Below are 20,249 nucleotides of genomic sequence, written 5' to 3' on the forward strand. Positions count from 1 at the left end.
TGTGTCACTTTCTATATTTATCATATGCAATCATTATACAACATGCCTATCGCAAGTGGTACGGGCGGCAATTCATCCCTGTGGGTCTTTAAGGACACCACAGGGAGTTCTTGCCGGAAGTCTTAAAGTAACGAATGCCTTACTTCAGAATGGCATTATCTATATTTACGACCGACAACACGGAGCCTTCTTGCTTAAGTTTAATTATTGCACCGTTACCAATCTTTTTAAATTCACCCAACGCGAGTATTTCTCGAAAAATACAACGAATCGGACCACCATGTGTAACAATTGCGATATTTTCAAATGATTGATGAGTAATATCAAGAAAACACTTGACTACACGCTCTTTAAAGTTTTTGTATGTTTCAGAGCCTTCAACGACATAGTCTCGGTTTACAAGAATCTCGCCAAGTTTTCTATATTCTTCTTCTGGCTGATTTTTACCAAGCTCCAAATATGCACCATAAATATCCTGCTCGGCAAGATCGTCCATTATGGAAGTTTTACAACCAAGAGCGTCACTGATAATTTTTGATGTTTCACGCGCACGAATTTTTAAACTCGTAAAAATAACCTCAACATTGCTCCCATTTAATTTTTTAGCAATAGTCTTGGCGTCTTGGAGTCCGTTTTCTGTCAGATGATCGTCATAGTCGCCATCGTATTTGTTTCTTGTATCTGAAATACTTTCTCCGTGTCTAATAAGATAAATATTCATATTTGAAAAACAAAAATTTGTTAAAATAATGAACTACCTCGGGGCAAGCCCACGAGGTATCCAAAGGAAGAATCCATACTTTGAGAAACCGATGGTTTCCCAAGCCCTTCCTTGCGAGGAAACCTCAAGGCAAGCCTAGAGGAATAATCGATTTAAAAAACAGGGTAAACTTGTTTTTCAAATTTGCAGCCCCAAGGGGAATCGAACCCCTATTTGGTGGATGAGAACCACCTGTCCTAACCATTAGACGATAGGGCCATGGTCATAAAACGTAAAACATATAACTTGAAACAACTGCGATTTAACGCCGGCACGAAGTTTCAGCCTTCGTGTTTTTCGATACTGCATTATACTATCAGAAAAGCGGTGTTTTGTAAAGAATCTGCGTCATTTGTGTCATTTGGTCATTGACAGCCCATGCGCAATTGTATATGTTAATCTTATGCATTCGAGCGTACCAATCGCTCACTTGCGAGGTGTTACATATGAAGAAAAAAATTGAAACAGAAATAAGCTTCGCGGAAATGATCGAAGCACTGAAAGAAACAAAAGGAGAAGTTGAAAGCCCGGTGAGCATCTTTGACAGCAACACGCTTTTCTCGGCCGAACGCTATGACCGGATCACAAGGATGCTTGGCTCGATATCGTCGCTGAGAAGGAATGAAACGATCGACCTGTCAGCCGAAAACCACAACAGGCCCAGGATCATATCATCCCTATCCGTCGAGAATCTCTGGTTTTCCATCCCGATTTCGGTGGGATCTGAGACCGAAATGCAGAAGGCATTCTTCGAGAACGTAGCTTTTAAAGCGTGGAACGGCATGGAAACATTCATTGTGAAGACGAAATCACACGGATCATTCGATAGATTGCCCATGCTGCGCTTTCCGATCGGCAGAGATGAGATCGAGATCGGCATAATGAAAGATTCGGACGGCCACAGTCTTTGCGTTTCAAGAGGAATGAATCTTCCCTCAAAAGACGCGGATCCGTTTATATCGCTTCGGGATATGCGCAATTTTATTTGCATGCTCGAAAAAGTTTTTTTCACGGAAGGCTCGATCCAAACGGACAGCACCAGGGAAGATCCCGAGAAACGGCTGATCAGGATCAGTAGAATAGATGCAAAAATAACATATTGCCTCGACAATGTCCAAAAAACAAAGATTTGCCAAATAGACATGAAAAAAGGAGCAACACTGCTTTCTTTCCAATAACAACAAGATGCCCGGCGAGCATCTTTTTTTCATTGTCACGAACATCGTAAACGTCAGTATTTATGAATATATATGCGCCGTAATAATTCCGCCTATTTTACCAGCAGTTCGTCGGCCAATTCGGGTTTCTCCATGAGGCCTCTTACGATCTCTTCCATATGCATCGATCTCGACCCCTTGACCAGGATCACGTCGTGCTCCCGGGCCATTCCCCGCAGGTTCAATATCAGATCCTCGATCTTATCAAAGTGAGCCATCTTGCCTTTATTCATTCCGGATGTTCTTGCATTCTCCCCGATCATCTTGCTTAAGGATCCGAAAGTAAAAAGAACATCTGAGGTTTTTGAAACTTTCTTGCCGACCTCGGCGTGCCCTTCTTTGGAATATTCCCCAAGTTCAAGCATATCTCCCAGAACCGCGATCCTCCTTGAGGCGTCAAGCTTTCCCAGAGATTCCAAAGTAACCAGCATCGAACTTGGATTGGCATTGAACGTATCATCAATTATCAATGACTTATTGATCCCTTTGATCAATTTCATCCTTCCCGCAAGAGGCTGATATTTCGACAATATTTCCGATATCTCAAGCAGATTGAAACCGAAAAACGAACCCACGGCACATGATGCCAGAACGGCATAGATCTGAGCTCTTCCAAAAGCATAAGGAAGCCTGAACGGCACCGTAGTCCCGTTTTGTGAGATCTTGAATCCCATGCCGATGGACCCGTCTTCAATGCGCCACTTTCTGTCTCCGAGAAAGATCTCTTCGGCAATGAATTTCGACTTCGGATCGAATCCGTATGTTATCACGTCGGATTTCGCGCCGCTCGCCAGCTCTTTCGCATAATCATCGTCATAATTCACAATCGCAAGATCTTTTTTGCCCAACGTCCTGATGAGGAGAGATTTTTCTCTGGCGATGTGGCGGGCATCCTTGAAATATTCAAGATGAGACGGATACTCTCCCACGCCGGTGAATATTCCGATATTCGGCTTGACCACTTTCAGCAATCGCTTCATGTCGCCGGGCCTGTTCACGTCCATTTCCAAGATCAGGATCTCGGGATATTTTTCATGTCCCGATAATATTTTAACGGCTTTCATGAATATTTTCGCCCATTTCAGAACAGATCTCCCGCCGCTTTTCTCGCCAATGACCGAAAGCGGAATGGATATGTCGCTGTGATATTCGCTTTTATTGCATGCTACCGCGTACCGCGTCTTGAGCACTTCATAGATCGCTTTCCTGGCGCTCGATTTTCCGACGCTTCCGGTGATGCCGATTATTGCGGGCTTGTGCTTGGCAACTATTTTCTTTGCGAGCAGATTCAAAATTTTTACTGCGATAAATCTCATTCTTTTGTATTATTTAGTCCAATTTTTCAGTCGGCGATATATTATAATAATTGATCAATTCCTCGGCCAATTCTTTGAAAACCGGAACAGCTGTGCTTTCGGCAAAATTCGCCTTAGGCTTATCCAGTTTGACCAAAATGGAAAACTTGGGGTTCGGGACAGGGCCAAAACCGACAAAAGTGTGAATCGTCTCAACTTCCTCATATCCCTTTCCTTCTTTTTTCGGGATCTGCGCCGTTCCGGTCTTGCCTGCGATCTTATATCCCTTGACCTTAGCTCCCTTTGCATGTCCGTTTTCCACAACACTAACCATCATCGCCGAAATGATGTTCGCCGTTTTCGCCGACACCGTTTTTCTGACATATTTCGGCTCTATTTTTTCCGTTTTTCCGTCCGGATGAATGACCTCGCTCACAATATTCGGCCGCATCAGCTTCCCATCATTTGCAAGTGATGATATCGCCATAAGAATGGAAAGCGGAGTGACCGAGATCCCCTGGCCGAATGATGCCGTGGCATAATTTACGTCATTCTTCACCTTCAGATTTTCAAGGTTACCCCTTGCTTCTCCGTTAAGTTCGATGCCCGTAAGGCCATCAAGTTCAAAATTCTTCAGATATCTGTAGAAATCGTCTTTTCCAACCTGCTGTTCAACGAATATTGTTCCCGTATTGAGCGAATTCTCCAGAACGCCGATCATGCTTTGCGTTCCATGAGCTTTCCCGTCGGAATTTTTGATGGTCCATCCGTCGACAAGAACCGCGCCTGAGTCCACATATGTCGTATTCTGCGTGATCTTCCCGCTTTCAATCCCTATTGCCATGGTAATTGTTTTTTCTATGGATCCCGGTTCGTACACATTGTGAATATTCGAATTCAGAAATATTTCAAGATTTTTTTCTTTATAATATTCATTCGGATCAAACGACGGATATTGGGCCATCGCGATAACATCTCCCGTTTTCGGATCGATTATGATCACATTCCCGCTCTCGGCCTCCCACCTTTCAACAGCCTCTTTGAGTTTCTTCTCGGCGACATATTGGATGGTCTGATCGATCGTCAGCACAATGTCGTCTCCATCGCGGGGAAGAGTTCCGCTTTTTGAGCCGATAGAGATCCAGCTTCCGGATACATCCTTTTCGATCTCCAAAAAACCCATAGATCCTTCCAGAGAGGCGTTGAAATATCCTTCAATACCGTATTGCCCGACTTTTTTGTCGTCTTTATATCCCATAAAACCGACCACATTTGCAGCAAGATCTTTGCTGGGATAGTATCTCACGATCTCCGGAGTTATTTCTATCCCCTTTATCTTCTCTTTTCTTATCCTTTCAACATCCGCATCGTCAACCTTATGCGCAATAACTTCATAAGGATCGTTCGGCTTGTTCAAAAGACCATAAACCTTGCCCTCTTCCAGCTTCAGGATCTCGGATATCTTCTTGGCCGCCTCGCTCTTGTTCTGAACGGTCCTCGGAACGGCATACACCAGATTCATTTCCCTGTTCACCGCTATCGGATATGTTTTCTTGGATGACACATCCCTTATGAATATTTCGCCCCTCTTCGGAAAGGTTTTTTCGAGAAATTCATGCTGATCCTGCGCCATAGCTTTATAGAAATCGTATTTGAATATCTGTATCTGAACAAGCCTTCCGAAAATAATAACAGCCATTATGCAATACAGTGCAAGGACGAAATTCACCCTTCCTGAAAAATCACTCCGTCCGCCATATTTTATATTAACCTTATTCATCATCATTGATTTTGCAGCTAAATTTGAATTTTCGTTTTCATAGCATTCATAAATTGGACTATGCTCGCTTCGTATAAACATAAAATTGCATTCCGAAAAGGCAATGCAAAATATATGGATCTATGTGTTTTCCTATCTTTCCATCGCGACAGAAGATCCTGTGACAATGTAATTCACGTCTTTCGCCTCTATTTTGCTGAACTTGCTGCTTGCCTCTTCAAAATTTTCAATTGAACCCAGTTCCGCCAGCCGAACCTGCAACTTTTGATTTTCACGCTTCAGCTCATTCAATTTTTTTTCATATTTTCCCATATCATAGCCTTTCGTCGCAACCGAGGTCATCTGCATCATATAGAAAATTCCCATAAGACACACAAATACGATCATCAAACTTCCAAAGAACCTCTTACTGGTCCTTGCTAATTGCGATACTGTCCTTGTTCTGTTGAATCTTGTTTTTACGGCCCTGATTCCGCCTTGTGCCGATAACCTCACCATTTTAGTATATGATTATTGATTAATTATATCTTCCTCGCCACCCTCAGCTTGGCGCTTCGGGATCTTGGATTTTGTGCGATCTCCTCATCGCCCGCCGTTATGGCCTTTTTCGTAATGATCTCCAATTTTTTCCTGTGACCGCATACACATACGGGTATCTCCGGTTCGCAGATACAGTCCTTGGACTCTCTTCGGAAGAATTGCTTGACTATCCTGTCTTCCAGGGAGTGGAACGAAATGACCGCGATCCTTCCGCCCGGAGACACTTTTTCGAGCATTCTTGGAAGCGCTTCGGACAGATTTTCAAGTTCCTTGTTCACTGCTATCCGGAGCGCCTGAAATGTCCGCGTTGCATAATGTATCTTCTGTTTTTTATATCTTGAAGGAACGGCTTTCTCGATTATCCCCACCAGCTGGCTCGTGTTGACTATCCTGTGTTCTTTTCTTTTTGAAACGATCTCCCGGGCAATCAATTTGGCATATCTTTCCTCGCCATATTTTTTCAGCATTTCCTCAATCTCTTCCTCTTTGCAGTTGTTCACGATATTTTCCGCGGTTGTCCTCTCATCATTGTTCTGATCGAATCCTCCGAGCCTCATATCCAGCGGAGCATTTCCCAAAAACGAGATGCCGAGATTCTCATCGTCCAGCTGATGCGATGATATTCCCAGATCGAGAAAAAAAATGTTGATCGGATCAAAATTGTTCTTTTTCGTGAATTCTCCGAAATCAACGTAATTGCCCCTTTCAAGGAACACTCTTCCTGAATATTCGCTGAGCCTCCTTTTGCATTCAATGAGCGCCTCCTGATCGAAATCGATCCCGAGAAGTTTCCCGTCGGGAGAAGTTCTTTCGAGTATGGCTTTCGAATGCCCGCCCCCTCCGATCGTCCCGTCAACAAGATTCTCCCCCGGTTTCGGGTCAATATTCTCGATCACTTCTTTTAGCAGTACTGGAATGTGGAAATAAGACATTTAAAAATAATGAAAAACTAAAAATGAAAAATATAATTATTGAAACCGCTAAGCTTGAATTATAATTTTAAACTTTTCTTTTTTAATTTTTAATCAATATCAAATGATTCAATTTTAAATTATTAATCGTCAATGATATTCTTTATTTAAAAATTTATAATTAATAATTTATTAGAAATTAGAAATTAGAAATTGAAAATTACACAACAATTAAATTTCAAAGAGCTTTTTGTATTTAAAATCACAATTAAGCTCTATTTATCACTCCTATACGCCAAGCTCTCCCATCTTTTCCGCAATGCTGTCGCTTTCCTTTTCGGTCCTGTCTTTATATTTGACCCAATTATCCTCGTCCCAGACCTCCAAACGATTATAAAGTCCGTTTATTATAACCTTCTTCTGCAAATTTGCGTATTTCCTGAGGTAGTCGGGAATGATCAGTCTTCCCTGCTTATCAACCTGGACATCCATGGCTCCGGCAAGCATAAGCCTCGAAAATGCCCTGGTATTCGCCTGGCTGATCGGAAGCTTGCTCAATTTTTCTGCAAGGATCTTCCATTCTCCCGCGGTGTACAAAAACAAACAGCCATCAAGGCCCCGAGTCACAACTGCGCCCTTTTTCAGATCCTGCCGAAACTTAACAGGAATGGCAATTCTGCCTTTTTCATCCAGATTATGATTATATTCGCCTATGAACATCTTTTGATTATTATAATTCAATCGGCCAGCCGCTGCTCGATCTCTTTTGACTTAAATTTCAGGGACAATAATGAAGTTGTTGGACCTTCCGACTTTATGGACTTACCGCCTTGCGGACTTCCATTCCCCACTTTCATCCACTTTCATACCCTACATATCCATTATACGCCACTTTAGATATTAGTCAAACCACTTTCATACACCACACATTAAACCTCTTTTGGCTTGTTTAAGCCATATTATGAAAAAAGAACGCAAAAAAAGCGAGTCAGCTATCCACAGCTTACTCACTTTTTGCTTTTCGTCGTGTCTACTAAATCAAATTTAGTCTCTAATCGATCCCCGGCACGAGAAATATCGATAATTTAGACAATAATATTTCCATACGCAATAACTGATGCCAAATTTACAATTTTGAAAAATTTATAATTCATCAATGTTTAGAAACTAATGAATTAATTCATTCAATAGAAATTACTTGCTCGAGACGGGCAGAAAAACGGGAACCATCCATGTTGTCATGCCCGCATTCGCGAGTATGACATGTAGCATCTGTCATTCCTGTCCTGATATGCATCAGGGTAAACTCCAGCAGGAATCCAGAGCTGCAATTCTGTCATCCCTGACTTGCCTGCCCGCCCCTGGAGGGATCAGGGATCCAGAGTTATATTCTTAATGCCTGGATACCCGCATTCGCGAGTATGACATGTAGTATCTGTCATTCCTGTCCTGATATGCATCAGGGTAAACTCCAGCAGGAATCCAGAATAACGAAATGCCTGGATACCCGCATTCGCGAGTATGACAAAATTCCTGGATTGAATGTTCCTCCAGAGGCGGACAAGCAAGCACGGAATGACACTCTCACATTGGTTCAAATCTCCACATCTGAACCAAAATTCCCCTCTTGAGAGGGGGTTGGGGGTGTGTCTATGATCAATATTCCCTCTTCACAAGAATATCCGCAAAATCCCCGAGGTACTTCTTATAACTCTTGTTCATCTTGATCCTATTCAGATTATGCAGCGCAAACTCCTTCAATCTATGGATCTCATTTTTTGAAAAATCCAGAGATCCGGTTTTCCTGATTATCTCCCTTGCTTTTTCGATCTCGCCAAAACTGACTCCTTTTTTTCCGATAACCGCATTCAAATATTTCACTTGCGCGGCGCTTCCGCATTCATATGCTTTCAAGATCAGCAAGGTTTTTTTTCCTTCTTTCAGATCCGAACCTACCGGTTTTCCGATGGCTTTCTCATCACCAAAAACACCAATGACATCATCCTGAATCTGATATGCGATTCCCAGCGGTATCGAATAACCGCTGAGCGACCTCAGGAGTTTTTGATCCGCACCGGCCAGAATCGCTCCAAGCCTCAGCGGTCCTTCGATTGTATATTTCGCGGTCTTATATATCTGCATATCGATTATATCCGGCTTTTCATATTTATCTTTTGCCGCCAGAACCACATCCATTGCCTCGCCTACGATCGTGTTCGATATTATCTTGTTCATCTCCAAGATCGCTTTCGATCTGACATCTCCGGGAAATTTCGAATCCGCCAGAACCTTGTGGCCGAAGCTCGACGCAAGATCGCCGGCAATGATCGCCATCGATATTCCGAAATGGCTGCACGCATTTTTTCCCAAGACATCCTTATATTTTTCCATGTATTTGTTGTGCATAGAAACGCTCCCATGCCTGAAATCATCGCGATCTATTATATCGTCATGGATCAAAAGATACGAATGTATAAGCTCCATTGAAATTGAAGCCTTCAGTATCTTTTTTCTGTCTTTTCCCCCGGCCGCAGAATAACCGCAACAAAAAAGAATAGGCCTTATCCTTTTGCCCGATCTCAGAATAAAATCCCTCAGAAGCTCTACCATTTCCAAGATTTCCCCGGGCTTATGGTCTCTTCCGATCTCCGTTATTTTATTTTCAAAAAATATCTGCAATTCACTGTTAATATCCGCTTTCAGCTTGCTTAATAGCTTTTCAGTTTGCATCTTATTTTTTTTACCTGATTAGTCCCTCCCTTTACGCACATAAACTTTCTATGTTTTGTCATTGCGATCCGCCTACAAGCGGAGAAGCAATCCCGTGCTTCAACGGACTATACCAGCTTATTGGATAAATCCTCAAAATTGGGATTCATGCTTTCAATTAGTTTTATTTTCTTATTTCTCGAACCAGCTTTTATCTGTTTTTCTCTTGTGATTGCATTTTCAGGATTATTGTAAGCTTCATAATATACTAGCTTATCAACGCTATATCTTTTTGTAAATTTACTTCCATTTTTATCCTTATGTTCAGAGATTCTTCTTGCTAAATTATCCGTAACGCCTGTATAAATTACCGTATTTCTCTTGTTTGTCGCTAGATAAATATAATATTGTTTTTGCATAACGTTATATGTTTATTCTACGGGATTGCCGCGTTCTCCGCCAGCTGGCGAATCACTCGCAATGACGCCGAATGCAAAACTCATCATTATTCAATCCCTTCCTTTTTCGCCGGAAGATCAATGGTGACAGTCGAACCCATTCCCAGCCCCTCACTGAAGAAACTCATCTTTCCGTGATGTTTTTCAACGATTTTTTTTGCGATGAAAAGCCCCAGTCCGCTTCCCGAGGCATTCTCCTTCACTGCATTCTTTCCTCTCGTGAATTTTTCAAACAGCCTCTTCTGGTCATCCTTGCTTGCGCCGACCCCGGTGTCCTTCACAACCGTTTCGATATATTTTCCGTTTTGTTTGACAGTTATTTCTACGCCGCCTTTCTTTGTATACTTGCTCGCGTTATCAACAACGTTCATAAAAACCTGCCTGATATAATTCAGCTCAACTTTGACCTCCGGAAGATTTTCTTCGGCACTGAATTTAATATATAGCCCCTTCGCATCATAGTTGTTTTTCAGCGTGTCAACCGTCTCTTTTACAATATTCGCAACAGATGCATTTTCAAATTGGAATTTCAACAGCCCCCCTTCGATCTCGAGAGCGTCAAGCATGTCATTCGTGATGTTGTTCAGCCTCTCCGTGCTGGTATATATCCTTTTCAGAATATCCCTGCGTTCAGCATCTGTCAGATTGTCGAAGTCTCCCTCATACCACATGGAAAGCATTCCCCTGATCGCAGTGAGCGGAGTTCGGAGCTGGTGCGAAGTGATGTGCAAAAATTCGTTTTTCATTTCAAGAAGCTCCTTCAGATTCTCATTTGCGCTTTCCAGTTTTTTATTCAATTTTTCCATTTCTTTCACCTGCTGATTCGTCTGCTCGTAGAGCTTCGCATTTTCGATCGCACCGCCGACATGAGACGAGAACATATAGAGCATGTCTTTGTCTCTCTGCGCGACTTCCTTGATCGATCTTTTTCCCATGAACAATATTATTCCATTCGCCCTTCCCCGCGAAATAAGCGGAATGGTTATAATTGAATGCGCTTTCAGTATTTTTTGTATGACATCGCAAATGGATTTCTTGACTGTCGGAGCGACGAATTCGGCAAGACTGTCTCCGGAAAATATTGCCTGCTCTATGATGGTTTTTGAGATCATATTGTCGGCATCTCCGATCTTCGCCTTATTTTTCTCAAATGGCCTGTCCAGGAGCTTCAAAACCCTCTCAACGAGTTTTGTTTGCGTAATGGTATAGGGACGGACGATCTTTGTATCCTTGTCATAAAGCGCGATCATCCCCCCGATATATCCCAAGTGCTTCAAGTTTTTCGGTATGCTATTCACAATGTCCTGAGCGATCTTTTTCGGATCAAGAGCCTCAGACGCCTTTCCGCTTGCTTCAAGAAGCGCCTTTAAATCGTCATTTCTCTCGGCAAGATCCGTATTCATTTCTTCCAGCTGATCAACATAGTGATTGATCTGCCCATATGCTTTTTCCAATTCACTTTTTGCCTCTTTCTCCTTCTTGACGCTTGTCACCATCTCCCGGCTGAAATAGAGAAAAGTGATGAGGACTGTAGTTTTTAATACCTGACTCAATGGATCATCTGATAACAAGATAATATCGACTACAAGTATTATGGACATTAAAACGATAATTACTTGCGTTAATAGAGTCTTAATGCCCAATAATTCGTTTTTCATAATTGCATACGCCGTAAATGACACAAGTATTATTGCCGAATAATCACCTAGGTGCTGATATGCAACGGTGTTGGTTGCTAATGGCAATACAATATTAAAAATAATATTTAGAACGATAAAAAATATAGTCCCAGTTATCATATAGTGCAATTTCATTTTATTAATCTCGGTGGAGCTAAAATGCTTTTTAATTAAAGCGCCAATTACGATTGACGCAATAAAAAAAGCATAGAGATTAAACAGTACATTCGCATAACCAAAAACAATTTCATTGCCCCAATCTCGAATGATCACTTCCTTTATAATAAGATCTGAGAATAGGGATAGCAATGACAACAAAATACCTGCAATCAGAATACCACGCACAAGTAGATTATACTTCTTCCTTAAATTCAAAAAATACACTACATAAAAATAAAATGCTGAAATTAAAAAAAGACTAACAAAACTCCAGTTTAATCTATAGTAAATCAATCCAAAATAACTATCACTCTCTTTATATGCGAGAAAAGAAAAATCAACCCACAATATCACACAAAAAGTCATGATAGCAAAAGACTGATTTACTTTTTCCTTCCTATTTGCACCATAAACCCAAAAAATCAACCAAGCTCCAACTAGGTCAATTAGTAATACGACAATCTTTTCAACATAAAGAACTTCCATCGTCATTTAAATAGAAGTAATATAATCGGCCAAAATACATACTCACCATCCACCATAATATATGATAAGTTACGTATAGATGAACCTTCGGTCCTTGCTTTCATTATGTAAAATAAACTGTAAAAATAGAATACGATAAGCGATGCAAAATATACTGGCAACAAGTTAAAATAAATCCCAATAAATAAAGGAAAAAACGAAATCAGATTTATTACACTAAGCATATCTAGCGTTCTTTTCTTGCCGAAATAAACAGGGATAGTTTTCAAATTATTCTGTTTGTCAGATTCAATGTCTTTTATATCAAAAAAAGTAGTATTTATCAACCACCTCAACAATACAAAAATAAAAAATATTAAAATAGTTGCGTTGAGTGATGCATGATAATAAAGTGCCGTAAACAAGACCAAAAAAGACCAGAAAAAAGCAACGTAATAATTCTTAAAACCTATATAATTCCTCGTCTTATTTTTAAAATATTCAGAATACATTATACCTGAAAATAGTAACAACAATCCAGCACTTGAAGAAACAACGTCATTGAAACTTATCAATATAGCCACTGTAACAATGATATAAAATATAATAATAGCTAAAAAATAATTACGATACTTACTTAAGTGCATATTTCTGTTTGGATTTGAAATGTTATCGCTCTCATATTCTTTAATTCGATTATAGAAATATACAGTTTGTGCAATGAGATAAACAGATGTAATAAATTTAATATCAAAATAAAAGTTGTTTAACATCATAACAGATGCAACAATTCCTACAGCCCCCAACGACAACAAATGCCCGCCATAAACAAATTCGTCACGAAAAAACCTCGAAACATTGATCGTTTTCATTTCTTTAATGCTTACAATAAAAAAACCCAAACAAATTGAGTTAAATAAAACACGGTTTCCGAACATCGTTTAAAGATACTCGAATCCTATAATAATTATTGGTTATTTTTTCTGTTTTTAGCATAATTGCGCTTGATTTTGGATCAAATCGTTCTTTTTGTTTTAACTCTACCATTATAACACAAAATCACGAAAAACAAAATAATTTGATGCTCAGTCGAGGTTCAGTCTCCTTACCCGAGGCCTGACCTTGATTTTAGCTCATTGCAGATTTAACAAAACAAACTGAAGCTCAAACGCGAACATACTGTGATACATCAATATGTCACAGCGTTGAGTAATCGGAGATGAACCAATCCTATAGAAATCATCCTAAAGCTTCGTTTTAGGAATTTCCTAAAACGAAGCTTTAGGAATGACTCGGCTGCAAACTCAGACTTTAATGTCTTTCATTTCGATATTATAGAATAGAATCGTGTAAAAAATGCTGTAATTTATCTGCCTAGAAGACATCCGACGTCTAAAAACATTAACAGAGCTCATCCGAGGTCTCACCTCGACAATTATTGAGATATATCAAGATATAATATATCGCATGATTTTCTGCCGCAATTTTCTTTGCACTTGGGAACAAGCAGATCTTTTGACATTCCGGTTTCACATGCATTTTCACAATAATCAGCTTGCTTTTCACAATCTTTCTCCTGTCTTTCTTGATATTGTTTCGCATAGTTTTCAATGTCATCGGAATGTTTCATCAAAGCCATTTCCGCTTTCATTTTTGAATAATTGAACGATCTCCAATCATTGTGTTTGTTTGCGTCTTCGATCAATTTTACGATCGGCCTATATTCACATTCGGATTTGCCATAAGGCGGATATTTGCAGATGTGATTGAAATTAAAATTATATCTTCCATATAGGCTTATGGCGATTTCCTGCTTTGCCTCCTCCTTTGCAGCTGAGTCGAATATCTTCACGATCTCAGGGATCGCATCTTGCGATAATGAAGTGATATAATTATAATCGACTTCTTTGCCCAGATCCAATCTCGCCACATTTGTTTTTGCGATAAACGAATCGGGATTGAGGATGTTGATAAACAGCCACAACCCTGCGGTTATCCAAAACATGCTATGATAAACAAACGCGCGCTTTTTTTCGAAAAATACCCTGGCGAGGAAGACTAGAAAAAGACATAAAATCCAAAACAGAAACATGATGACGATAAACCTCGGAAACGTCAGGCCATACCCGTCGACATAAAGTGCAAAACGCCTATATGCAGAAAATATGATTATCAGAATTTCAGAAACTATGACGGTCTCGGAGATCTTGAAGACCTTGATCTGCTTTGCGCTTTCCCTCTTCGCCGATCTTTCCAATGCATAGATCATCAAAAAGGAAACGGCCGAAACCAGAACGAGCTCGAAAAAACCTTTTCTTGCATAACTGGAATATGTGATCGTTTCGGTCAATCCCCAGACATAATCCCTGCCTCCGAAAAGATAAAAGAACTGGAAAATGATAAAAGCCAGAAAAAGCGCCTCCACAAGCGTCAGCACTGTCAGAGATTCAATAAAGCCCAGAGTCCTGTTTTCTTTTTCCTCCGCAGACAAGCTCTCGCTTTTTTCACCTGTGGCTATTCTCGCAAATACTCCTGCGAAAAAACACGCTGCGACAAAAACAATAAGCAAGTGGAGAATTGACGTCAGATCAAGATCCACCCGTCCTATTTTCGACATATATGCCTGGATCACCGCATCAGAAGAATAAAGCAGCCATCCCAATATGACGAGGAACGGGATTGCGATCACGATGCCGCGAAAAATCCCAAAAAAACGGTTCGATCCGCGTTTGTTCTCTTTGTTCATGAATAGGAAATTCTTGGCAACATATTTTTCCGCTGCAACAAACGATCCCAGGATAGAAAACAACGGAAACAAAATATAATCCAATAATTTGAAATTACTGAACCCGCTTTTGAAAAATATCGCAAACAGCAGAGAAAAGAGATAAAGAACTGCGGCAACATCAAAAAGAATCAAAAATCCGCTCAATCTCGAAATTATTGCGAAAGAAAACAGTATAATAAAGCTTACGATCAGTATCCGGTTCATTTCCGGCTTTATCTTGAATTCGAAAACCAGGACCAACAAGGAAAAGATCACTGCCAGATTGAAAATAAAGAATGCTATCCCGCTCGTTTTTTTAAATAACAGATAATCTGTGAGAATCCCCAAAGCTAAAGCAAGGATCGCGATGAGAACAGCTTTGTATTTTTCGCTTGGCATATGATTATCGTTATAAGTTAAACCCGTGTATTACATTCTAGCACAAGACGCACATTTCTCAAGTAAGTTGCCGCTGACAGCCCGCCTCGATCTCTGCGTCATATGGTCATCAGCATAAAAACACCCTATCCGTGGACAGGGTGTTTTTATAATATTCCGAAATTGATATTATGCAAAGTGTGCAAATGCTCTGTTCGCTTCGGCCATCTTCTGCACATCGTCTCTTTTCTTCATTGCAGAACCTGTGCCGTTCATGATCTCAAGCATTTCTTCGGCGATCTTTTTTGCCATAGGCTTTCCTTTTCTTGCATCGGCCGCGGTCACGATCCATCTGAATGCGAGCTGGATCCTTCTGTCTCCCCTGACTTCCATCGGAACCTGATATGTTGCGCCTCCGATCCTTTTCGATTTCACTTCAAGTATCGGAGCGACTTTGTTGATCGCGCTCTCAAATGTCTCAAGGGGTTCTTTTTTCGTCTTTTCCTTGATCGCTTCAAGGCATCCATAGACCACCCTTGTGGCAATGCTCTTTTTGCCTTCTTTGGTGATATAGTTGATGAGCCTGGAGACCAGCATGCTGTTATATTTTGAATCAGGCCTTATGCCTCTGTCTATTCTTTTTTTTCTTCGTCCCATAGTTTTTAAAGTTTAGAAATTGATTTTAAATTATTGTTTGGGCTTCTTCATGCCGTACTTGCTTCTTTCCTGTCTTCTTCCTTCAACGCCGGTCGCATCCAGAACGCCTCGGACGATGTGATATCTCACGCCCGGAAGATCTTTCACTCTTCCGCCCCTGATCACAACCACAGAGTGTTCCTGGAGGGTGTGTCCGATTCCCGGAATGTAGGCGGTAACCTCGACGCCATTCGTAAGCTTAACCCTTGCGATCTTTCGGAGGGCCGAATTCGGTTTCTTCGGGGTCATTGTTCCAACCTTCACGCAAACGCCTCGTTTGAAAGGATTGCCTTTCTTGCTGATCGAAGGTTTGTTCTGTATATAATTAAAATTCTTCTGTAGCGCCGGAGTCTTTGATTTTCTGCGCACTTTCTTCCTCGGATGCCTAATCAATTGTTGTATTGTTGACATTTGATCTTGAATTAAATTTATTTAAGCTTATCCCAAAAATCGATTTTAAGTCAGAATGGATTTTCCGGATAGGTTCCGCATAAAGCATTTAAAATAACACAAAAGCAATATCGCTTTGTGGTATATTTGCCAAATTATGCTGTAATTACTACAGAATCAGCTTACCAAAGAATACCGATTATGTCAAGAATCCTATGAACTCAGAATTACGAATAGAAGATCATGGCTTCCGGTGACAAACGCAAACAAATAAACCAACATGGGGACCACGATATAGTCAAACCCGAACAAGATGAAGGCGAAGAGAAGCAGCACATAATTTCTCTCCAGAAACTCCCTCACTTCATGCATTGAATATGGCATCAAATGAAAAAGTATTTTCGAACCGTCAAGAGGAGGGATGGGCATGAGATTAAAAAGCGCGAGAAGAATGTTATAGAGCACTATCACGCCGAAAAGCATCACGAACTTGTCATTGACCGCCGCGCCTTGAAGCAGGAATATCTTTATCACTATCCCGAAAATGAGGGCGATCAGAAGATTCGAACCGGGCCCCGCAAGCCCCACCAGCGCCGGACCGTTTTTCTGGTCTTTCAGGTTGTATGGATTATATGGAACCGGCTTCGCCCACCCCACCATAAAGCCCGTAGTGGCAAGAAGCAAGATGGGAACAACGACCGAACCCATCGGATCAAGATGCGCGAGCGGGTTCAGGGTGAGCCTGCCCATATATCTGGCAGTCGGATCCCCAAGTTTGTCCGCCATCCAGCCATGCGCATATTCATGGATCACTGCGGAAAAAATAAGCACGATTATTGAAAATATCTGAAGAGTCTCATTCATACTTGCCAAAATTAATTATTTAGTATAATATACATACGTTGTTAACAAACTATTTTAATTATCACCTATATGAGCAGAGCATGTCAAGTTTGCGGCCGGGGCACAAGATCCAGCCAGTCAAGAAGCCATTCGAATATCGCAACAAAGAGAAAGCAATTCATCAATGTCCAAAAAAGAAGCATCGATGGCGAAACGATCAAGATCTGCACGAAATGCCTGAAAACAAAGTCAAAGAACAAGCTGCAATAAATATTTCGGTTTTAACATTGCATAAAAAACAGGTTGAATAGGCCTGCTTTTTTATTGACGACTTTATTGCCGCTATTTTTTGCCGAAATGTCTTTCAGCCTCATCCTCCATCTTCTCCAGACGCGTATAATAGTCCGGATATTCATTGAGATGAGCAAGCGCTATCTTCCCTGTCAGGACCGGGTCATCATCTGTGACATTGGTGCTCGGATCGACAAGGCCGTGTTCAAGCTCGACATCCATGCCCATTCTGAATTGCTCGACGTCGAACTTATCCCATTTTATCCCGATGGACCTCCCCACTCTTTCCGCCTCGTCAATAGAGAAATGTTTCTTCTCGCTCATGATTTTGTATTAATTGCTAAATATTCTGAAATATGAACTGCATCAAGGCCTATCATTCTATCTGCGGGCAGTTATATCTTCTAGTACAAAGCGACCGGCATATTAATTGCATCAAGTTGGATCATAGATATATCCCTTCACCCCGGCTGAAGGTCTTTTGCGTCTTTGACGTCCGATTCGGATTCAGAAGCATCCGGAATTGTTTCGATATATGAACTTGCATCGGTCGTGTTTCCATTTTCACCTCCCACAATGACATCACTTGAGTCCGGATCATCATTTCTGCCATTTGTGATATCCACGCTCTCCGGCGACAACACGACATCCGTCTGCGTCATCCAAAAGCCTATGCAAACCGCAAAAGCGACCACAACCATAATAAAAACAAAAATGATCCTTTTTATCGACATGCGTTTAATTAGTTTCTGTTGAAATGGTGGTATAATATGTCATTGCGAGGATCCGTCAGCTGACGGAGACGAAGCAATCCCAAAACCAAGCCAAAAAAACTGTATAATAAAATATAATTTGAATAGTATAGGGATTGCCACGGTTCTACTGAGCATCGCAATACCCGAAATCGCTACTATTTCATCGGGAACTAATTATGATCAGTGAACGCTTATAATCCCTTATGTATATTATATCACGCTTTCCGGTTTATTATTAATATCGATATCCACCGGCAATTCCTCTCTTGCCCTCCCCACGTATGCGGGGAGAGGGGCAAGGCGTGCGTCAATTTGCATTGAATCTGTAGGGGCTGAAAATTTTCAGCTCCTATATATAGATTCCCCTCTTGAGAGGGGTGGGGGGTGGGGGGTGTGTGAATTATATATATCAGACAATTACATATATCACTATCATAATTCATATTATCATAGTGCTCGAATTGTCTTACCTCAAAATAAAAAGAGGAATAATTATCTTTTAAAACGGGGTAAAGTCTTAACATTACACATTCCTGCAATAGTGTTCGATCTTCTCTAGCAATCTTTTAATATCCTTATCTTTTTGAGCCTCTTTGTTTAATCTACTAACCATCACGGCAACAGCAGAGTAAGAAGGGCTTCCCAGAATCTCCCCTATCTCCTTAAGTCTTAGAGATGAATAACGCTTAAGCGCATAGGCAGTAAGTTTCTTCCTCATTTTTGTGTCCTGCGTAAGTTTTTCAAGATAATATTGCAATTCATTAAGTGAGAGCTGCTTTTGCGCTTTGGCAAGGCTTGGAATCTCGTGGTCTTTCTTTCCTCTAAGATAAGTCTCTTGGATATGGGAAATAAATTTGGAAGTTCCTAGGATAAATCCCTGGTAAGATTCTTTTTCCGGTGTCCACTCCTGGGCTAGGCCCTGCAGAGTAAAATGCTTAAATGATTTAATGGCCTTGGCTGAAGATTTATCAAATTGGGATAAAAGCCATTTGTTGTTTAAAAATTCAGGAACCTTCGCCTTCTTAATAAAGGACGCATAACTGGACCATCGATAACTTTCAGGCTTTTCCACTATTTTAGCCCTGACTGGATTTAGATGGATATATCTGGAAAGCTCCAAAGAGTAGCTATCCTTATCAACCACAACGGCTTTATACCGCCCCTGCATTAAGGGGCCCGCTCTATGATATCTATGATTGAAGGTTTGTGTATAAATACCATTTATTTGCCTCATGATCTTTGAAAGATTTGCGTAGGGGGTTTCCGCATACAAATGATAATGGTTAGGCATGAGGCAATAGCTATGGACAATTAAGCCATATTTTAGATGCATTTGATCCAACAGGGAAAGAAAATACTGATAATCTTTTGGAGATTTAAAAATTTCCCGACGTTCCAGTCCTCGGTTGATTATGTGATAAAATGCTCCTGGATATTCTATTCTAAGTGGTCTTGACATATTTCAATCTTAACAAATATCTTGTCGAATGTTAAGACTTGACCCCGTGAGTACTATTTTCTACAGAGCATACCTGACACCTTTTCTTTCGCCTGAAACGGACAAAAGATTCCCATTGTCATCATAAGCATAATTTGCTGAACCGAAGTGCCGTCAACACTTAACTATTCGCCTATTCCCTCCACCGGCGGGCAGGCGCGCGAATTAGAGATGGGTGTCTTGTTCAATGTCTCTGACTTGAACCAACCTGAGTCAATATGGTTTATTTAGAACACAAATATTTCGCATTCACTTCTTCCAAATCTTTAAGTAATTGGTCAAAGTTTATATCTAACTTTTTCTTTTCTAATTTTTTTCTGACATCAAGAACAGCCTGTTTTGTAGTGTCGGCCAAAAGCTGTTTTTTCTGCTGATCCGACAAAGCAAGAAAATCTTCAGCCTTAACCCTAACGACCACACCGATATCGTTATTTTTTTTTGAATAATTTAAAACTTCTGGTTTAATTTCCTCATATTTACGAAATTTTCCAGAAATCCTATACCTAATGAGCAAAAGCTCTAATCCCTTGCCATAATGCTTATTTCTTATATATTTTTTAATATATATATTTTTATATTCATCTATATACTTATCAAATATATTTCCAATTTCTGGACCCCATGTTTCAATAAAATATCCGATCATATTTAGCAAATT

20 protein-coding genes and 1 tRNA gene are annotated in these 20,249 nt (G+C 40.6%); 2 read left to right on the forward strand and 19 right to left on the reverse strand.

Annotation, left to right across the window (positions count from 1 at the left end; genetic code table 11):
• Nucleotides 1-139: 139 nt before the first annotated feature.
• On the reverse strand, nucleotides 140-721 hold the full coding sequence (locus WC788_01480; GenBank protein ID MFA6096282.1) for a histidine phosphatase family protein: 582 nt from the start codon (nucleotides 719-721) through the stop codon (nucleotides 140-142).
• 186 nt (nucleotides 722-907) lie between these two features.
• Nucleotides 908-979: transfer RNA gene (locus tag WC788_01485), tRNA-Glu, on the reverse strand.
• Between the two features lie 227 nt (nucleotides 980-1,206).
• On the opposite strand from WC788_01485, the gene WC788_01490 reads away from it, so the two are divergent.
• On the forward strand, nucleotides 1,207-1,938 hold the full coding sequence (locus WC788_01490; GenBank protein MFA6096283.1) for a hypothetical protein: 732 nt from the start codon (nucleotides 1,207-1,209) through the stop codon (nucleotides 1,936-1,938).
• 92 nt (nucleotides 1,939-2,030) lie between these two features.
• On the opposite strand, the gene WC788_01495 is transcribed toward WC788_01490, so the two are convergent.
• The 13 genes from WC788_01495 to WC788_01555 form a co-directional block, all read right to left on the reverse strand.
• Nucleotides 2,031-3,293: a Mur ligase family protein gene (locus WC788_01495; GenBank protein MFA6096284.1), complete on the reverse strand. Its 1,263-nt coding sequence runs from the start codon at nucleotides 3,291-3,293 to the stop codon at nucleotides 2,031-2,033.
• Between the two features lie 13 nt (nucleotides 3,294-3,306).
• Nucleotides 3,307-5,058, reverse strand: coding sequence for a penicillin-binding protein 2 (locus WC788_01500; GenBank protein MFA6096285.1), 1,752 nt, complete (start codon nucleotides 5,056-5,058; stop codon nucleotides 3,307-3,309).
• A 126-nt stretch (nucleotides 5,059-5,184) separates the two neighbouring features.
• On the reverse strand, nucleotides 5,185-5,550 hold the full coding sequence (locus WC788_01505; protein ID MFA6096286.1) for a hypothetical protein: 366 nt from the start codon (nucleotides 5,548-5,550) through the stop codon (nucleotides 5,185-5,187).
• Nucleotides 5,551-5,573: 23 nt separating this feature from the next.
• The gene (gene rsmH / locus WC788_01510) at nucleotides 5,574-6,524 is read right to left on the reverse strand and encodes a 16S rRNA (cytosine(1402)-N(4))-methyltransferase RsmH (protein ID MFA6096287.1); all 951 of its coding nucleotides are present in this window, start codon (nucleotides 6,522-6,524) and stop codon (nucleotides 5,574-5,576) included.
• A gap of 267 nt (nucleotides 6,525-6,791) precedes the next feature.
• Entirely contained in the window at nucleotides 6,792-7,223 is a 432-nt protein-coding gene (mraZ, locus tag WC788_01515) for a division/cell wall cluster transcriptional repressor MraZ (protein ID MFA6096288.1), read from the reverse strand.
• 936 nt (nucleotides 7,224-8,159) lie between these two features.
• The gene (locus WC788_01520) at nucleotides 8,160-9,233 is read right to left on the reverse strand and encodes a polyprenyl synthetase family protein (protein MFA6096289.1); all 1,074 of its coding nucleotides are present in this window, start codon (nucleotides 9,231-9,233) and stop codon (nucleotides 8,160-8,162) included.
• Between the two features lie 107 nt (nucleotides 9,234-9,340).
• Entirely contained in the window at nucleotides 9,341-9,631 is a 291-nt protein-coding gene (locus WC788_01525) for a GIY-YIG nuclease family protein (GenBank protein ID MFA6096290.1), read from the reverse strand.
• 86 nt (nucleotides 9,632-9,717) lie between these two features.
• On the reverse strand, nucleotides 9,718-11,328 hold the full coding sequence (locus tag WC788_01530; protein ID MFA6096291.1) for a GAF domain-containing sensor histidine kinase: 1,611 nt from the start codon (nucleotides 11,326-11,328) through the stop codon (nucleotides 9,718-9,720).
• 668 nt (nucleotides 11,329-11,996) lie between these two features.
• Nucleotides 11,997-12,845 carry a UbiA family prenyltransferase gene (locus WC788_01535; GenBank protein ID MFA6096292.1) on the reverse strand — a complete coding sequence of 283 codons (849 nt, stop codon included), beginning with the start codon at nucleotides 12,843-12,845 and terminating at the stop codon, nucleotides 11,997-11,999.
• Between the two features lie 563 nt (nucleotides 12,846-13,408).
• Nucleotides 13,409-15,139: a DUF4173 domain-containing protein gene (locus tag WC788_01540; protein MFA6096293.1), complete on the reverse strand. Its 1,731-nt coding sequence runs from the start codon at nucleotides 15,137-15,139 to the stop codon at nucleotides 13,409-13,411.
• Nucleotides 15,140-15,307: 168 nt separating this feature from the next.
• Nucleotides 15,308-15,775, reverse strand: a complete 468-nt coding sequence (gene rpsG, locus WC788_01545) for a 30S ribosomal protein S7 (protein ID MFA6096294.1) — start codon at nucleotides 15,773-15,775, stop codon at nucleotides 15,308-15,310.
• 30 nt (nucleotides 15,776-15,805) lie between these two features.
• Nucleotides 15,806-16,225 carry a 30S ribosomal protein S12 gene (gene rpsL / locus WC788_01550; GenBank protein MFA6096295.1) on the reverse strand — a complete coding sequence of 140 codons (420 nt, stop codon included), beginning with the start codon at nucleotides 16,223-16,225 and terminating at the stop codon, nucleotides 15,806-15,808.
• 192 nt (nucleotides 16,226-16,417) lie between these two features.
• Nucleotides 16,418-17,068, reverse strand: coding sequence for a site-2 protease family protein (locus tag WC788_01555; protein MFA6096296.1), 651 nt, complete (start codon nucleotides 17,066-17,068; stop codon nucleotides 16,418-16,420).
• Between the two features lie 69 nt (nucleotides 17,069-17,137).
• On the opposite strand from WC788_01555, the gene rpmB reads away from it, so the two are divergent.
• The gene (gene rpmB, locus WC788_01560) at nucleotides 17,138-17,317 is read left to right on the forward strand and encodes a 50S ribosomal protein L28 (protein ID MFA6096297.1); all 180 of its coding nucleotides are present in this window, start codon (nucleotides 17,138-17,140) and stop codon (nucleotides 17,315-17,317) included.
• Nucleotides 17,318-17,389: 72 nt separating this feature from the next.
• On the opposite strand, the gene WC788_01565 is transcribed toward rpmB, so the two are convergent.
• The 4 genes from WC788_01565 to WC788_01580 form a co-directional block, all read right to left on the reverse strand.
• A complete protein-coding gene (locus WC788_01565) occupies nucleotides 17,390-17,662 on the reverse strand; it encodes a DUF5661 family protein (GenBank protein MFA6096298.1) in 273 nt (90 codons plus the stop codon).
• Between the two features lie 137 nt (nucleotides 17,663-17,799).
• Nucleotides 17,800-18,072: a hypothetical protein gene (locus tag WC788_01570; protein MFA6096299.1), complete on the reverse strand. Its 273-nt coding sequence runs from the start codon at nucleotides 18,070-18,072 to the stop codon at nucleotides 17,800-17,802.
• 544 nt (nucleotides 18,073-18,616) lie between these two features.
• Nucleotides 18,617-19,552, reverse strand: coding sequence for a transposase (locus WC788_01575; protein MFA6096300.1), 936 nt, complete (start codon nucleotides 19,550-19,552; stop codon nucleotides 18,617-18,619).
• A 262-nt stretch (nucleotides 19,553-19,814) separates the two neighbouring features.
• Nucleotides 19,815-20,237, reverse strand: a complete 423-nt coding sequence (locus WC788_01580) for a hypothetical protein (protein ID MFA6096301.1) — start codon at nucleotides 20,235-20,237, stop codon at nucleotides 19,815-19,817.
• Nucleotides 20,238-20,249 lie beyond the last annotated feature (12 nt).

Source organism: Candidatus Paceibacterota bacterium (genome assembly GCA_041661265.1).
Lineage (GTDB): Bacteria > Patescibacteriota > Minisyncoccia > JAHIHE01 > JAGLIN01 > JBAZUT01.

What these genes read in the sequence shown, in the direction of transcription:
- rpsL (MFA6096295.1), bottom strand. Translation starts at nt 16,225, where the DNA reads ATGTCAACAATACAACAATTGATTAGGCATCCGAGGAAGAAAGTGCGC.
- WC788_01540 (MFA6096293.1), bottom strand. Translation starts at nt 15,139, where the DNA reads ATGCCAAGCGAAAAATACAAAGCTGTTCTCATCGCGATCCTTGCTTTA.
- WC788_01495 (MFA6096284.1), bottom strand. Translation starts at nt 3,293, where the DNA reads ATGAGATTTATCGCAGTAAAAATTTTGAATCTGCTCGCAAAGAAAATA.
- WC788_01535 (MFA6096292.1), bottom strand. Translation starts at nt 12,845, where the DNA reads ATGAAAACGATCAATGTTTCGAGGTTTTTTCGTGACGAATTTGTTTAT.
- WC788_01575 (MFA6096300.1), bottom strand. Translation starts at nt 19,552, where the DNA reads ATGTCAAGACCACTTAGAATAGAATATCCAGGAGCATTTTATCACATA.
- WC788_01580 (MFA6096301.1), bottom strand. Translation starts at nt 20,237, where the DNA reads ATGATCGGATATTTTATTGAAACATGGGGTCCAGAAATTGGAAATATA.
- WC788_01555 (MFA6096296.1), bottom strand. Translation starts at nt 17,068, where the DNA reads ATGAATGAGACTCTTCAGATATTTTCAATAATCGTGCTTATTTTTTCC.
- WC788_01525 (MFA6096290.1), bottom strand. Translation starts at nt 9,631, where the DNA reads ATGCAAAAACAATATTATATTTATCTAGCGACAAACAAGAGAAATACG.
- WC788_01500 (MFA6096285.1), bottom strand. Translation starts at nt 5,058, where the DNA reads ATGATGATGAATAAGGTTAATATAAAATATGGCGGACGGAGTGATTTT.
- WC788_01490 (MFA6096283.1), top strand. Translation starts at nt 1,207, where the DNA reads ATGAAGAAAAAAATTGAAACAGAAATAAGCTTCGCGGAAATGATCGAA.
- rpmB (MFA6096297.1), top strand. Translation starts at nt 17,138, where the DNA reads ATGAGCAGAGCATGTCAAGTTTGCGGCCGGGGCACAAGATCCAGCCAG.
- WC788_01505 (MFA6096286.1), bottom strand. Translation starts at nt 5,550, where the DNA reads ATGGTGAGGTTATCGGCACAAGGCGGAATCAGGGCCGTAAAAACAAGA.
- rpsG (MFA6096294.1), bottom strand. Translation starts at nt 15,775, where the DNA reads ATGGGACGAAGAAAAAAAAGAATAGACAGAGGCATAAGGCCTGATTCA.
- WC788_01530 (MFA6096291.1), bottom strand. Translation starts at nt 11,328, where the DNA reads ATGAAAAACGAATTATTGGGCATTAAGACTCTATTAACGCAAGTAATT.
- mraZ (MFA6096288.1), bottom strand. Translation starts at nt 7,223, where the DNA reads ATGTTCATAGGCGAATATAATCATAATCTGGATGAAAAAGGCAGAATT.
- WC788_01520 (MFA6096289.1), bottom strand. Translation starts at nt 9,233, where the DNA reads ATGCAAACTGAAAAGCTATTAAGCAAGCTGAAAGCGGATATTAACAGT.
- WC788_01480 (MFA6096282.1), bottom strand. Translation starts at nt 721, where the DNA reads ATGAATATTTATCTTATTAGACACGGAGAAAGTATTTCAGATACAAGA.
- WC788_01565 (MFA6096298.1), bottom strand. Translation starts at nt 17,662, where the DNA reads ATGAGCGAGAAGAAACATTTCTCTATTGACGAGGCGGAAAGAGTGGGG.
- rsmH (MFA6096287.1), bottom strand. Translation starts at nt 6,524, where the DNA reads ATGTCTTATTTCCACATTCCAGTACTGCTAAAAGAAGTGATCGAGAAT.
- WC788_01570 (MFA6096299.1), bottom strand. Translation starts at nt 18,072, where the DNA reads ATGTCGATAAAAAGGATCATTTTTGTTTTTATTATGGTTGTGGTCGCT.